The 13968-nt window shown below is 48.1% G+C and carries 19 protein-coding genes; 14 read left to right on the top strand and 5 right to left on the bottom strand.

Annotation, left to right across the window (positions count from 1 at the left end; translation table 11 throughout):
• Positions 1–11 precede the first annotated feature (11 nt).
• The 3 genes from GIW82_RS08885 to GIW82_RS08875 all read left to right on the top strand — a co-directional run bounded on the left by GIW82_RS08885 (position 12) and on the right by GIW82_RS08875 (position 1168).
• The gene (locus tag GIW82_RS08885; protein WP_195913992.1) at positions 12–416 is read left to right on the top strand and encodes a hypothetical protein; all 405 of its coding nucleotides are present in this window, start codon (positions 12–14) and stop codon (positions 414–416) included.
• 61 nt (positions 417–477) lie between these two features.
• The gene (locus tag GIW82_RS08880; protein WP_154749473.1) at positions 478–708 is read left to right on the top strand and encodes a DUF1871 family protein; all 231 of its coding nucleotides are present in this window, start codon (positions 478–480) and stop codon (positions 706–708) included.
• Between the two features lie 154 nt (positions 709–862).
• A complete protein-coding gene (locus GIW82_RS08875; RefSeq protein ID WP_154749472.1) occupies positions 863–1168 on the top strand; it encodes a hypothetical protein in 306 nt (101 codons plus the stop codon).
• A 67-nt stretch (positions 1169–1235) separates the two neighbouring features.
• Here GIW82_RS08875 and GIW82_RS14885 read toward each other — a convergent pair whose 3' ends face one another.
• Both GIW82_RS14885 and GIW82_RS08870 read right to left on the bottom strand, forming a co-directional pair.
• Positions 1236–1397, bottom strand: coding sequence for a hypothetical protein (locus GIW82_RS14885; RefSeq protein WP_230309284.1), 162 nt, complete (start codon positions 1395–1397; stop codon positions 1236–1238).
• A gap of 27 nt (positions 1398–1424) precedes the next feature.
• Positions 1425–2087, bottom strand: a complete 663-nt coding sequence (locus GIW82_RS08870) for an alpha/beta fold hydrolase (protein ID WP_230309347.1) — start codon at positions 2085–2087, stop codon at positions 1425–1427.
• A 224-nt stretch (positions 2088–2311) separates the two neighbouring features.
• Here GIW82_RS08870 and GIW82_RS08865 point away from each other — a divergent pair, with 224 nt between their 5' ends.
• Entirely contained in the window at positions 2312–2695 is a 384-nt protein-coding gene (locus GIW82_RS08865) for a hotdog family protein (protein WP_154749471.1), read from the top strand.
• A 54-nt stretch (positions 2696–2749) separates the two neighbouring features.
• Here the strand turns inward: GIW82_RS08865 and GIW82_RS08860 are convergent, their stop codons facing one another.
• Complete coding sequence (locus GIW82_RS08860; RefSeq protein ID WP_154749470.1) at positions 2750–3637, bottom strand: M15 family metallopeptidase; 888 nt, start codon at positions 3635–3637, stop codon at positions 2750–2752.
• 299 nt (positions 3638–3936) lie between these two features.
• Here GIW82_RS08860 and GIW82_RS08855 point away from each other — a divergent pair, with 299 nt between their 5' ends.
• From GIW82_RS08855 to GIW82_RS08840, 4 genes are all read left to right on the top strand, one after another.
• Complete coding sequence (locus GIW82_RS08855; RefSeq protein WP_154749469.1) at positions 3937–4473, top strand: DUF402 domain-containing protein; 537 nt, start codon at positions 3937–3939, stop codon at positions 4471–4473.
• The gene (locus GIW82_RS08850; RefSeq protein WP_154749468.1) at positions 4470–5183 is read left to right on the top strand and encodes a class I SAM-dependent methyltransferase; all 714 of its coding nucleotides are present in this window, start codon (positions 4470–4472) and stop codon (positions 5181–5183) included. The genes GIW82_RS08855 and GIW82_RS08850 overlap by 4 nt, the downstream gene beginning before the upstream one ends.
• A gap of 163 nt (positions 5184–5346) precedes the next feature.
• Positions 5347–6120: a DUF5694 domain-containing protein gene (locus GIW82_RS08845; RefSeq protein ID WP_154749467.1), complete on the top strand. Its 774-nt coding sequence runs from the start codon at positions 5347–5349 to the stop codon at positions 6118–6120.
• Positions 6121–6400: 280 nt separating this feature from the next.
• Positions 6401–6787 (top strand): transcriptional regulator, encoded by a 387-nt coding sequence (locus GIW82_RS08840; protein WP_483313248.1) that lies wholly within the window; start codon positions 6401–6403, stop codon positions 6785–6787.
• Between the two features lie 61 nt (positions 6788–6848).
• On the opposite strand, the gene GIW82_RS08835 is transcribed toward GIW82_RS08840, so the two are convergent.
• Both GIW82_RS08835 and GIW82_RS08830 read right to left on the bottom strand, forming a co-directional pair.
• Entirely contained in the window at positions 6849–7250 is a 402-nt protein-coding gene (locus tag GIW82_RS08835) for a VOC family protein (RefSeq protein ID WP_154749465.1), read from the bottom strand.
• Positions 7222–8499 (bottom strand): S41 family peptidase, encoded by a 1278-nt coding sequence (locus GIW82_RS08830; RefSeq protein WP_154749464.1) that lies wholly within the window; start codon positions 8497–8499, stop codon positions 7222–7224. The genes GIW82_RS08835 and GIW82_RS08830 overlap by 29 nt, the downstream gene beginning before the upstream one ends.
• Positions 8500–8671: 172 nt before the next feature.
• Here GIW82_RS08830 and GIW82_RS08825 point away from each other — a divergent pair, with 172 nt between their 5' ends.
• From GIW82_RS08825 to GIW82_RS08800, 6 genes are all read left to right on the top strand, one after another.
• Positions 8672–9400 (top strand): DUF2087 domain-containing protein, encoded by a 729-nt coding sequence (locus tag GIW82_RS08825; RefSeq protein ID WP_370456147.1) that lies wholly within the window; start codon positions 8672–8674, stop codon positions 9398–9400.
• Between the two features lie 5 nt (positions 9401–9405).
• Positions 9406–9753 carry a DUF6176 family protein gene (locus tag GIW82_RS08820; RefSeq protein WP_370456146.1) on the top strand — a complete coding sequence of 116 codons (348 nt, stop codon included), beginning with the start codon at positions 9406–9408 and terminating at the stop codon, positions 9751–9753.
• A 68-nt stretch (positions 9754–9821) separates the two neighbouring features.
• Positions 9822–11384: a histidine kinase N-terminal 7TM domain-containing diguanylate cyclase gene (locus tag GIW82_RS08815; protein ID WP_154749461.1), complete on the top strand. Its 1563-nt coding sequence runs from the start codon at positions 9822–9824 to the stop codon at positions 11382–11384.
• 110 nt (positions 11385–11494) lie between these two features.
• The gene (locus GIW82_RS08810; RefSeq protein ID WP_154749460.1) at positions 11495–11989 is read left to right on the top strand and encodes an LURP-one-related/scramblase family protein; all 495 of its coding nucleotides are present in this window, start codon (positions 11495–11497) and stop codon (positions 11987–11989) included.
• 130 nt (positions 11990–12119) lie between these two features.
• On the top strand, positions 12120–13190 hold the full coding sequence (locus GIW82_RS08805; protein ID WP_154749459.1) for an aldo/keto reductase: 1071 nt from the start codon (positions 12120–12122) through the stop codon (positions 13188–13190).
• 143 nt (positions 13191–13333) lie between these two features.
• Positions 13334–13867 carry a glycerol-3-phosphate responsive antiterminator gene (locus GIW82_RS08800; protein ID WP_154749458.1) on the top strand — a complete coding sequence of 178 codons (534 nt, stop codon included), beginning with the start codon at positions 13334–13336 and terminating at the stop codon, positions 13865–13867.
• The last annotated feature ends 101 nt before the right edge of the window (positions 13868–13968 follow it).

Here is a 13968-nt window from a genome sequence, read left to right as displayed (position 1 = left end):
GAAAGGGAAGGGTGGAAGAAATGTTGAAATCAAAAGCCGCTATGCTGGCGGGAAGCGTAATTGGAGCATTTATCCTTATTTATGGAACTGCCATTTTATTTAATTTATTTTTTGGTGCGTATATGCTGCAAGGCGGGTTAGCAGATTGGAAATATGGCATGCTGGCTTTGCTATGTGCCATGCCTTTTGTGTTGATCACGCTCTTCGGGCGGAGTGATCGCTCCAGTAAGTATGCCATTTTTGCGGGTGCTGTATTATTTTCTGTTTTATTCGTGATCGTCCATCTCATGATGGTGCTTTCTGCCGAAGCGATGCAGGACGATGCCGCTGAAAGGGTGTTAATCGTCTTTCCTGTAAGTGCTTTAATTTTGGCAGTGGTCTTGTATTTCACGGCGAGAAATGAGATAGTTTCTTGACAGTGAAAATAGGAAGCATCGGATTTCGAAAGCGAGGAGACAATTGAGAGAATATCTTTTAGTGAAAAAGGTCGTGGACAAATGGGATCCCATCGATTTATTGGCGATGGATTGCCCGCCGGATGAGTATGATCCGGAAATAAGGGATATCGTAAAGCTTTTGGATCGTACAACCTCTGCTGATGAGCTGGCGGCAGGAATCCGGAATGTGTTCATCGAATGGTTCGGTGAAGATTTGACGCTCGAGAAATGTCAGCTGCCAGCAATAGAGATATGGAGCAAGACAAAATAGAATAGGACGTGCACAATCAGCAGTTCTTGAAGGTGGAGTCTCCAACCTTCAAGAACTGCTTTTTTAAATAAAAGAATTGCTGAAAAACCTCTTATAGTGTAATATTACACTAAAAGAAATAGATGTTACTGGAATCAGAGTGGGGGCAATGTGTGTGAGGAAATTGATTATTGGTTTGCTTGTGAGTTTTGCAGCAGCGACTTGGTTGTGTTGGAACGGACAGGGAATCGCGTATTATTTGAATGAACAGTTCGTTGCGATCGATGCGCTCTATTACTTGACGGGCTTGTCGATTGCGGGCTTTCTTTTTTACTTGCTGGGTGCTTACTTCCTCTTTTGCTTGTTCAAGCGGCGCGGAAAACTCACGCCAGTGCTGGCAGTCATTGTCGTAATCTATTCGATCGGAGCGGTACTGTCTTCTTATTTTGCCCTTTTCGTGACAGCGATGTGGTGGGGATGAGCCAAAAATTTAAAAAGATCAGTTCCCGGCAGTGGATTCGGCTGCTTCCGGGAACTGTTTTTTGTCGTTAAACTTTGAAAAACCGCTGCAGCTCTTCATAAGTTTCCGCAGGCGCTTCTTCCGCTAAATAATGTCCACATTCTATCCCGCGGCCTTCCACTTCATCAGCCCAATCCCGCCAAACGGCCAGCACATCGTATAACTTCGTACTTCGCCTTGATTGCTCCACAAAGCAAGAACCGGACAAGCGATTTTTTCACACCACGATCCTTCTCATCCAGCTCGAAATCGATCGAGACACCTGCCCGGTAGTCCTCGCACATCGCATGGATGGTGCCGGGCAGACGGATGCAGCGCAAATAGTCCGCCAACGCTTCCGGATGAAACAAGCTTCTGTCTCCCGGAAATAAAACTGATCCGGATTTGCACCGATCAGCTTTTCAGGAAAATCATAAGGCTGCGCCAAAAAGAACCAATGCCAGAAATCCGTCGCGAATTCTTTGTTCGTGCGCCTGAACGCTTCCCCGGTCGGAATGATGTCGAGAACCGCAAGTTTTGTGATGGCTTCAAGGAAATCAAGGGCGAGGCGGTAGGCACACCGGCCACCTCTGTCGTGCCCGGCAACTGCGAATCGAGTGAAGCCAAGCTCTTTCATGACAGCTATTTGGTCTTCCGCCATTGCACGTTTTGAGTAAGGAAAATGATCAGGGTCCGTCTGTGGTTTGGAACTGTCCCCGTATCCTCTCAAGTCAGGCATGACCACTGTGAAGTCCTTCGCGAGCAGCGGAGCGACGAGGTGCCACATCATATGCGTCTGCGGGTGACCGTGCAAAAGAAGCAGTGGCGGGCCTTCGCCACCATAGCGCAGACGGATTTTCACTGTGCCGGTGTCTATGGTTTTTAGTTGGAAGTCGTCCATGATCAATTTTTGTTCCTCCCTCTATAAATATGGAGTACCGCTAAAAAGCTGAAACAAACTTAAAGTGTTCTGAGAATTTGATATACTTAGTTTTGATGAATTTTTGAAGTATATAATTTGAAAGTCGAAATGATTAGCAAAGTAATAAAGAATGGTATAAGAGGGAGAAGTGGAGTGCAAAAGCAAGAAAGCAGCGCCCAATAAACAAATAAGGAGAATCAGCGATGTCTTTACAAGTTGGCGAGATTATTTCATTTGAACGGACGTTCACGAAAGAGGATGTAGAATTGTTCACGAAAGTTTCACGTGACGAAGGGGTGCATCATCTGACTCCTGATGAGCAGGGGCGGCTAGTGGTGCAAGGGCTGTTGACTGCGACGCTGCCAACCAAAGTGGGAGGCGACAACAACGTCCTGGCGCGTACGATGAACTTCGAATTTCTGCGGCCGGTCTTCACGGAAGACACGATCATTTGTGAAGTGGAAATCGAGCAATACGACAATCAGGAAAATGGCCGAATCTCCATTCGCGCGTCGTTCAGGTGCCGGAACCAGCATAAAAAAGACGTGCTGATGGGAGAGTTTGCGGGGGTCATTTTGGCTTCTTGAATTACATAATAGGAAAAGGAACGAAGCAGTTAGTTGTCTGCTTCGTTCCTTTTTTTACTCATCCGACTCTGAAAGCGTCAGGATGACACCGTCGACGTTAGTACCCGACAATTCAAATGTTCCTTCAGGCGGTAGTGTGACGGTCGTTGAACCGTTGACCGGGTGGTAGGTGACGGTATAAATTTCTCCATCCACTTGTGCACTGATTTCCTGTTCCTCCTTCAAATAGGCGAGGTACTCTTCCAGCACAAAATTTTTTTCTTTCATAATGGCGCTGTGTGGCAGGCCGACATAGCGCAGATGCCAAGGCTCGTACTGGATGCCGGTGATTTCCGTTTTGTCTGCCGGATAGCGTACGACAAAGCCGAATTCCCACGCATGATCAGCGACCCACCTGCCTTCCGGTGCGACTTCCATCAGCATCTCGGTCGAGCTGACGTCAAGTGATAGTCCAAGATTATGCTCGCTGTAGCCGGGTGGGAGAGCATAATCCGCACCCATTTCTGCAAACAGGACTTCCTGTTCTTCGAAACTACGGAAACCGCTCGTCAGAAGGAAATTATCGATCCCGTCCTGCTTCGCGACCGCGACCATTTCAGAAAAGCGTTTCACCAGATCCTCGGATAGCTGGATGTCTTCGCTCAACAATGCGTAGCCGTCCGTCCATTCGCTCTGCGGCAATACATCTATGACATCGGTCCGGATGCTTTCGGGCAGCACGGGGTAGTCCTGATTGACGAGCAACAGATTGCCTTGTCGGATATCCACTTCCGTCAGCTCGATTTTCCGTTCCGGTTCGGGAGCGGGTTCTTCCGGCGCTTCCTGGAGCTCTTGTACCTCTTCTGACGGCGTTTCGGTGTTGGTGCTGGAGAATGGTTCATCCAGCGCATAGAAAAGTCCTGCGCTTGCCACGAGCACGCATAATAATGCCCATTTTTTCATCTCGTCTTCCTCCTGTTCCATCTACCGTTAACAATACAGGAAATACGTGAAGAAATGGTGCGGGAACAAATGAAGGTTTTCTTAATTTTTTCGTTCGGAAAATTCAGTTTAGAAAGAAAGATAGCAGCTCCTCCGTGGTATGATAAAAAATGACATGAATTTCAAAAGGTGAGGCCAAGGAGAAGCAATTGGATCCAGTCATGTATGGCGTCTTGTATATTCATCCCCAATGCCATTTCAATGAGGAACATTTTCACTTCGCTTACCGCAAAAATTCACAAAAAGAGAGCAGGCGAAAAATGGGAAATTTAATCACAATCAAAGCATTAAAATTCCCCGATATCCCGCATTACGAGTGGCAGGGGGAAGTCATCGAACAAACAGAAGAGTATGTCCTGGTTCTTTGTTTGCCGGGAAGGCAATTAAAGCATTTCAGTAAAAATAAAACGTTCACGCTCAACGACGTGTCGCTGGAATATTTCTCGCTGAACGAATGGTTTACAGCCGCAATGGAAATCGAGCAGGGGGAAATTGTTTCATATTATTGTAATATCGCCATACCTTCCAGAATAACTAATGATGTCCTCAGCTTCGTCGATCTTGACCTCGACTTTGTGAAAGCACGCGGAGCGCAGTGGCAAGTAGTCGATGGGGAGGAGTTCGAGACAAACAGTATCCGCTACTGCTATCCTGCTGAGCTGAAATGTTCGGCTGTCGGAGCGCTGGAAGATTTAAAGAGGAAAGTGGAAAACAAACTGTTTCCATTCGGGGAGATGGAGCGGATTCTGGCCGGTTTCCAAGAGCTTTTAAACGAAAAATGGGTGAGTGAAAGATGAAAGAAAAAATCATCGAGACATTCAATAATCTCTCTGCAGATTATGAGCATTCAGTGGACCACGAAAACTTATACAACAGCGAATACGAAAGGCCTGCCATGCTGGCGGAATTGCCTGAACGAATGGATGGCCTGCGCATTCTTGACGCAGGTTGCGCAGCCGGCTGGTACGCTCTCGAATTGATGAAAAGAGGAGCTGCGGTTACAGCAATCGATGTCAGTCCGGAAATGGTCAGTTCGGCTATCCGGCGCACCGGAGGAGGAGCGGAAGTGCTGTGCGTGGATTTGGAAGGGGAGCTGCCATTCAAAGATGCATCTTTCGATCTTGTGCTCAGTTCGCTAACGTTGCATTACATCAAGGATTGGACCAAAACATTCGAAGAGTTCAATCGGATCCTGAATCCCGGTGGAGTCTTGTTGTTTTCAGTGCATCATCCATTCACCGACATTAAGTTATTGGAAGAAGCCCATTACTTCTCGACGGAATTGGTTATCGACAAATGGAAAAAGAGCGGAAAAATCCACGAAGTCCCTTTTTACAGAAGGCCGCTCAACGAAATCTTCGCCAAAACACTCGAGCACTTTTCCATCAAGGAAGTGATCGAGCCGAAGCCGACGCAGCGCTTCAAGGAGCTGGCTCCTGAACGTTACGAGAGACTTATGGCAGAGCCGAATTTCTTGATCATCAAAGCTGTTTCATGTCCTTCTTGAATTTACTGAATGCATTGCTCAATTGGCGTCCGTTTTTTAAAGTCAATCTCATCGTTCTTCCGCTGGGCTTGGCCTGCTGTTCATGATAAACGTCTTTACTGCAAACTCAAGAAGCTGATGCAATTGATCAGCTGGCTTCGCCTATATTAGAAAGGAGTGGACAATGAACGGAAAACCGACAGTTCTGATTCTGGGATCAAGCCATTTGGCAAATCCGGAAAACGGGGATTTATTTAAAGTGGAGACGGACAACGTATTAGGTGAGACACGCCAACAGGAAATTCAAAATCTCATCCACGTTCTTCAAGATTTCAAACCGACAAAAGTCGCTTTGGAAGTTTTGGCAGAATACACAAAAGAATTGAACGAAGAATACGATGCTTACGCGAACGGCGAATTCGAGCTGACGGCATCCGAGCATCATCAGATCGGCTTCCGCTTAGCGAAGGAGACGGGCCTTTCGGAAGTGGAGGCGGTTGATTGGAATGGCGATGTCGAAGGGATTCCTGATATCAGTGTTTGGGCATCGGAAAACGGTTCAAATCAACTCCGCCAAATACTGAAAGAAGGACAAACCATGGCAGAGCAATCCGAAGCATACTTGAAAAGCCATACCTTGACGGAGTTTCTGCTATGGCTCAATCATCCGGACAACATCAGGAAGAACCAGGAATTTTACATGAAAATGGCGCTGGTTGGAGATGAGGAAAATCCAGCGGGCACAATGTGGACAGCGCAGTATTGGTACTACCGGAATCTGCTCATCTACAAAAATATCATTGCACTGGCCGCCTCCTCTTCTGACCGGATCTTCGTCCTTTATGGAGCGGGGCATCTTCACCTCTTGATTCAGTTCCTGCGGGAAAGCGGGCTTGTAAACGTAGAAGTTGCCAGTGATTATTTGACGGAAAAACCGGCTGCACAGATGGAGAGATAGACTCGAATAAAGGAAATTTTAATAATTTGTTTACCACAGTTTTCAAAGGCAGAGTCAAAGCTTTTGGAAACTGTTTTTTGTGTCTATAAATATGTAGACCTGTACTTCCGCTTAGAAAATTTCAAAAAAGACAATAGCTAGCAAAGGATATATGGTGTAATATTACACTATATAATTTGAATGAAACCGAGGTGGGAACATGATTCAGGAGGAAGTAATCGAAATCGTTTCAAAGAGGATGCGGCTGATCAGGTTGGAAGGAGAACTTTCTCAGGAGGAAATGTCAAAAATTCTGGGTCTTTCCAAAAAGACATTGGTCCAGATTGAGAAAGAACGTACCTTGGCGAGTTGGAACGTGATCGTCACTTGTGTCGCCTTGTTCGAACAAAGTGAGATTCTGCAGAATGGACTAGGGGATGAGCCGCTCGAAGTGGTACGGCTCGTCACGTTCGATACGATCGAACAGCCTACGATGAAAACGTTGGGCGGGAAAGTCTGGTGGAAAGAGGTCGAGAAGCGGGGGGAATTCAAGCTTCAGCAAAATATGATCAGTCAGCATTTCCGGATCATCGACGACGCGAACTATCGCTGGTTCAGCTCGTTCGAACAAGAAGAAGCGAAGCTGCATTTGCAGATGCTTGAGCGGAAATCGGTAAAAAGTGAATGAAGGATAGACGGATGCCCGGCCTGCTTCATTTGAGCAGGCCGGGCATTCTTTTTAGGAAAAGTTAAATTGGCGGTGCAACCAGTTCGACTTTCATTCTATCAGGGTCTTCGAAGAACACAGCATAATAATCTTCCCCACCGGCATAAGGATGCTTATCAGTGTAAAGGATGCGGACGTTCCGCTCCTCCAGTTTCTTCGTCATGTCGTCTACATGCGTGCGGGAACGCGCATGAAACGCCAGGTGGTTCAGCCCTGTCCGGGATCTGTGGTAAGGAACGTCCAGATAGCGCTCTTCCGTTTGGACGAACACAAGATAGGTGTCCCCGAGTTTCCAGCTTTGCCCTTGCTCCCATTTTTGAAAAGGCGCGTAACCCAACTCCTCAAGCAGCCACCCCCAGAAATCGGCCGAACGTTTCAAGTCGGATACATACAGTTCAATGTGGTGTAGAAGCCCTTGCGACATGTGCGTTCCCCCGCTCTTCCTTATGTTCTTTTGTTAAGTTAAGCACATATTCCAGATCCACATCCCGCTCCAAATGCTCGGGTGTCCAAGGGATATGAACGTGCGGTGTGACGCCTGTTGCGTTCGTATAGTATTTCTCATGCATTTTGGAAACGCTGTAAACGAATTCATACGCACCGTAATCCTGTGTGACGACATTGCAGAAATCCACGATCCCCATCGTGGCACGCCCGACGACCGTAACTTTCGGCGATTTTTTGACGTTGTTGACGAATGTGTCTCCTGAACTTCCACAGGCCACATCCGTTAGCACGTAGACGTTTTGTGGTGTAAGTCGACCATGAATCGGATAATCTTCTTCCTCTGTTACAGCGACCATTCCTTTCCCGGCACTCTTCTCAAACAAAGCCATTTCGCCATGCGCCCATTTCTTTGTTTCTTCGTCAAGTTCCTGCTCCAAGTATTCGTTCAGTTCGTTTATCCAAAGCCGGCAATTCCGCTCGGTGTAATTGGTGTACATGACTTCGTCTTCTTTGAAGAGGCTTTTGAAGGAGGTGGGTTGGTCGAAAATGTAATCAAGCAAGGGGAAATAGAACATGTCGTTCCCACCATTGTTTACGCGCACATCGACGATTAAATTGTCGACGTGATCGAGTGCGTCTTTTTGCTGCTCAAGAAGATCGAGAATCGGCTTTTCCTGCGCGAAATCAGTCAGTTTCATGTAAAGCGTCTCATCATTCAATTTTTCAGCGGTGTAACTCGGTTCATAAGATGCGTGCTCATAAGTGGCAAGAGGCAAACGGAAGCTTTCTTCTTCCCGCTGTACGACCAGTTCTGTCGCAGACCGCAGTGCGACGTTCCAAAATTGGCGTTCGTGTACAGTGTCTTCCAAAATCTTCGCCCATAGCTGTCCTGCCGCTTCGATTGTCATGCCATCGACTTCCACAATGACGTCACCCCGTCGTAAACGTGTTTCTTCGGTCGCTTCCGTTACGTACAGTGCGTCTTCAAACCGTCTTACTCTGAATCCTCTGTTCGGGATGACGGCATCTTTTGCATCGAATGATAAGTGACCGTCTGCGAAATCAAGCAAATAGGACTGAACCGTCTCGATAAACGCTCGGTCTGTCATGCCATCGGTGATCCGGTAGTTTTCAGGTTTGTTAACGTTCTTTTTTTCAAAAGCTCCGGAGTAGTCTGTCCGCATGATCTGGACAATATCATTGAAAATCTCGGTTTTTGTAAACATGTAATTGCTCCAATCTATTTTACTTTCCAGAATAATTAGTGAGTGATCTCATTTTACCACAAGAAATCTTTCTATTCTTACTTTCTCTAAAATAGATATAACGATTGATATTTACTTATTTATAAACGTAATATATAATTGTTTATAAAATATGGATGTGGGAGAGGATCTGGTGGATTTTCAGGATGTGTCTGTTGATGAGTTGGTCAAAGGGTATCATACGTTGAATGGACATTTTCACTGTTTGTTTTGCGGGGAATTGTTCGATCAGGATGAAGTTTTTCAAATGGAACAACATTTTTTCACAGCGGAAGGCATGGTAAAACAGCATATCGCAGAACAGCACCGGTCGCCGTTTCATGCGATCATCGCGCTGGATAAAAAGATGACGGGCTTGTCGAGCGTCCAAGTTGAGATGCTTCAGCATTTCTTTGACGAGACCGGGGATGCAGAGATCGTGGAGAGAAGCAGCGTCAACAGCGTCTCGACCGTCCGGCAGCATCGCTTCAAGCTGCGCGAAAAAGAGCGGCAGGCGAAGCTGTTCCTGGCGCTCATGGAGGCGCTGAAGGAAAGGGACAAGTACACCGTACACAAGGGGGCAAGGCAAGTGGACGAACGGTATAGCATCGAAGGGGCGGAGCGGGAGAAAGTGCTGAAAACCTATTTCAAGGATGGGGTGGACGGTTCGATCAGCTCCATTCCGAGCAAGGAGAAGAAAAAGCTCATCATTCTGCAGCAGATTATCACGCGTTTCAAACGAGGGCAGACTTACAGCGAGAAGGAAGTGAATGCCGTTCTGAAGGGTGTGCATGAGGACTATGTTTCCCTCCGCAGGCACTTGATCGAGTACGGCTTCATGGACCGGAATGATGACGGGTCATCTTATTGGGTGAAAGGGTGAGCAAGGTGAATGTAGAACTGACGAGATTCCAGGTGAAGGAAGGAAAATCATCTGTCGTGGATGAATGGATGCATTTTCTGAATGAGCACATGGAAGATGTGTTGGTGACACTGGAAGGCGAGAAGATGTACGTCGAGACAATTTTCAGGGAACAGCTGGACGGCAAGGAATATTTGTATTGGTATTCGGTTCAAGGAGAAGGAGGAGTCGAAGTCGAGGAATCCGGCCACTGGATCGACCGCAAACACATGGAATACTGGGAGCAATGTATCGAGAAGTCGTTCCGGCCAGTGGACTTACAGACGGAAGTGGTCATGATTCCGCACAAAGTCAAGGACAGGATGGAAGGCTGATAGGGTGGTCTATCTCCTCCCGATGTGCTAAGTTAGAAACAAATTAAACGTTCGGAAGGTAGGCGCTTATGAGTCTCCCATTAACGGCATATATCTCACTGATCAGTGTGTCAGGTGTCTTGAACTTGTTCCTGTGCGTCTATGTTTTTGTCAAGCGGCATCATTACAATCGGCGCATCGCCAAATATTTTATCCTCTATACAGGAGCCATCGTGATCTATTGCTTCGCTGCAGCATTCGCTCTATCCGCGACGAACGTGGAGCAGGCGAAATTATGGACAATCATCCAATACATCGGGATGCCGGCCTCTACTGCTCTCGGATTGGTGTTCATCATGCATTATTTGGGTATCAAGCTGACATGGAAGAGTCAATTTGCGCTCTTCGTCATCCCGGTCATGAGTTTCCTGATGGTGGCGACGAACGATTGGCACCATCTGCATTACCGCATCTTCGAAATTGACCCTGCGCTTGGTGCGCCGTTCATCCATGTCGAAATCGGCATTTGGTATATCGTCCATGGGATCTACACCTGCGTGTGCCTGTTTGGGGCGGTCCTGCTCATCCTTCTTCGCTGGAAGGAAACAGAAGTGACGTATCGGCCGCAATTGATGGCCTTACTATATGGACAGCTGATTCCGCTGGGAGCCGGCTTCGTTTATTTGCTTGGCCTGCGTCCACAAGGAGTTGACCCGGTGCCGATGGCGTTGTGTCTTTCCTCGCTGCTCTATTTATGGGCGATCAGTTCAGCCCGACTGTTTGCGCTCATGCCGGTCGCGAAGGATGCGATTTTCAACAGCATCAATGATGGCGTCATCGTGCTGGATGAATCACATCGCCTGATCGAGTTCAATAGAGCGAGTAAGCAGATGTTTCCGGCCTTAGACAAATCGTTTTTCGGCCGGGATTTTGAAACAGTGTGGAAAGAACTTTCCGGCAAGGCATTTCCATTCGAATGGAAAACAGAAATCGCCCAGGAGCTGCAGTTGAAAACAGATCAATCGGAGCGGGTATATCAAGTGCGCATCTCCTCGTTGCAGCACGCGAACACCGCGAAAGGGCTGTTGCTTATCCTGAACGACATCACCGAGGAGAAGAATCTGAAGATGAAGCTTGAGGAACTTGTCTATTACGACGATCTGACAGGTATTTACAACCGCCGTGCGTTTTTCGCACAAAGCAACAGGCAGCTCGCGTCTGCGAAAGAACAGGGAGTGCACTTCACGATCGTGCTCATCGACATCGATCACTTTAAGCGGGTGAATGATACGTATGGTCATCATGTCGGCGATCGGCTGCTGCGGCATATCGTAAAGGTGTGCGAAGAGCAGCTGGAGGAAGGCATGCTGTTTGCCCGCTACGGCGGGGAAGAGTTCGTGCTTGTACTTGAAGGATTGGACGCGGCAGCAGGTCAGGAGCTCGCAGAACGGCTGCGCAGGCAGATCGAGCAGACGTCATTGGAAACAGCGACAGGAGTGATTTCTGTAACGCTGAGCAGTGGCGTAGCTGAACTTTCGCAAGAGGACGGGGAATCGATCGATCAGCTGCTGAACAAAGCAGATCTAGCCTTGTACGCTGCGAAACGGCAAGGGCGTAACCGGGTGGAAGTGTACCGAAACCCGTCCGTTTAATATGAACTTGTTTATTGGAAAGCATGTTGCATGACAGCATGCTTTTTTTCTTTTCCAGCAGGGATTCCGGTCCTCTTTCTTGAAGTAACAATAAAGAAGGAGTGAGCGGCATGAAGCGGTTGTATATCAAACAGAAAGTATTCAGTTTGAGCGGCAAATTTACGGTGAGAGATGAAGCCGAACGTGATGTGTATTTTGTAGAGGGCAGTTTTCTGCAGATTCCGAAGACATTCTCGGTTTATGATGAAGAAAATGAACAGATTGCAGTCATCACGAAGAAGACGTTCAGTTTCCTGCCGACATTTTATCTGGAGGTGGACGGGCGTGAGATGGTGACAATCAAGAAGGAATTTTCTTTCTTCAAGGCGCGTTACCAGATCGATGCAGAAGACGTGACGGTGGAAGGGAATGTTTGGGACATGAACTTCCAAGTGCTGCGCCGCAGCGAAGTGATCGGCAGCGTCAGCAAGCAATGGTTCAGCTGGGGAGACAGCTACCAGGTGGAGATTCTCGAAGAGGACCTTGAGCATCTGATCATTGGAATCGTCATCGCGATCGATTGTGTAAAAGCTGATCAGGCTGCAGCGTCTTCAGCAGCAACTTGAATAAAGGTCCCGCAGACAATCCTGTCTGCGGTTTTTTGGAGCGGCAGCCGTTTTGCCCGAGCGGTTGAGGGGTATTCTACTATTGTTGAAGTTTGTTCGAAAAGCTGAAAACAATGGGAGGAATCACGTAATGGAATATATCTATCTTGGTAAGTCGGGTCTCCGCGTGCCGAAGTACATTCTGGGAACGATTCCGTTCAGCGGAACGAATGGTTTCGAAGCAGCTGGAGATGTTCAAGAAGAACAGGCGCGCCGGATGGTCGATATGAGTCTTGAAGCGGGCATCAATATGTTCGATACAGCAAACCTTTACTCGAAAGGGGATGCAGAACGGGTGCTCGGAGCAGCAGTCAAAGGGCACCGGAGTGATGTGCTTATTTCGTCGAAGGCGGGCTTTCCGCTCAGTGACAATCCGTGGGAGCGGGGAGCGTCGCGCAGCAATATCGTCAAGTCGCTGGATGAAACATTGGAGCGGCTCGGCACGGATTATTTGGACTTGTATTTCGTCCATTTATGGGATGGTCAGACGCCCGTCGAGGAGACGGTCGAGACGATGACGACGCTCGTGAAATCCGGGAAGATCCGCCATTGGGGCGTTTCGAACTACAGCGGCTGGGCGCTCGCGAAAACGCACACGTTCGCTGTAGAAAACGGCTTTATTCCGCCGATCACCCAGCAGATTTACTATACGCCGGAAGCGCGGGAAGCGGAATATGAGTTGCTGCCGGCAGGAACCGAACTCGGCGTCTCGTCGATGATCTGGAGTCCGCTCGGCGAAGGTCTCTTGAACGGCAAAATCGGCCGAGGCAAGGAAGCGCCCGAGAACACGCGCCAAGGCGGCGGCTGGCCGGAGCCTTGGGTGCAGGACGAGGAGCGGCTGTATCAAGTGATCGACGCCCTCGAAGAAGTCGCTTCGAACCACAGCGCATCCGTGCCGCAGATTGCCTACGCATGGGTCAGGGACCGTCCGAACGTCGGGCCGGTCGTCATCGCTGCAAGAAACGAGGAGCAGCTGAAGGAAAACATTGCTTCCTTTGACATCCAACTGACCGAAGAAGAGCACGACCGCATCGAACGCGTCGCGCGTCCGAAGCCGCTGTATCCGAACTGGCATCGTGCCATGACCGGGTTGGAAATGGCGAGTCCTTCTGAGAAGGTGTATTTGGAGAAGTACAAGGAATCGATGGGGATGGACGAGTAAGATTGCAAACGCATCCGTACAGAAGCAACTGAAGCTTCCTGTGCGGGTGCGTTTTGTTTCACGTGAAACAAAAGAGAGAGTGCAATCAACTTTCTTGTCATTTCCCTTTAAATCTCGCAGAATAGGGAGACGGAGGGAACGCAATGAATAAATCAGTTATTCCAGCAATCCGCAACATGAAAGACTTCGAGAAAGCGCTCCAAACAGACCACGAAAAAATCATTTTTCTGGAAACCCGTTTATCGACTGTCGAAAGTACCGTGAAATATGCCAAGAAAAAGGGCAAGCAAGTTTATATGCACGTGGACTTGATTCAAGGCTTGAAGGTGGATGAATACGGACTTGAATACCTGGTCAATAATGTGAAAGTGGATGGCATCATTTCGACAAGGGCGAATGTAATTTCATTTGCAAGAAAGCGCAATATTATCGGGATCCAGCGCTTGTTTGCACTGGACAGCCATGCGCTCGATCACAATTTGAAGGCATGCAAAAAGCTGCAGCCGGATTACATCGAAGTGCTGCCTGGCGTGCTCCCTGGAATCATTCAGGAAATCCGCGAGGAAACAGGCATTCCTGTAATTGCAGGCGGGCTGATCCGGACACAGAATGATGTGGAGATTGCCATCCGCAACGGTGCACACGCGGTGACGACTTCGAATGTGGATTTGTGGTAAGGGCTGTTTTTGAATTTGCAAAATTCGACCTACTCGTATTGACAGCGTTTTCACTGTCCGCTATACTGAGCACAAGTTAATAAATCCGTGCCGAGATAAAT

The organism is Planomicrobium sp. YIM 101495, from assembly GCF_009707665.1.
In the GTDB taxonomy this organism is placed as follows: domain Bacteria; phylum Bacillota; class Bacilli; order Bacillales_A; family Planococcaceae; genus Planococcus.
This window is presented reverse-complemented; position numbering and strand designations above follow the sequence as displayed.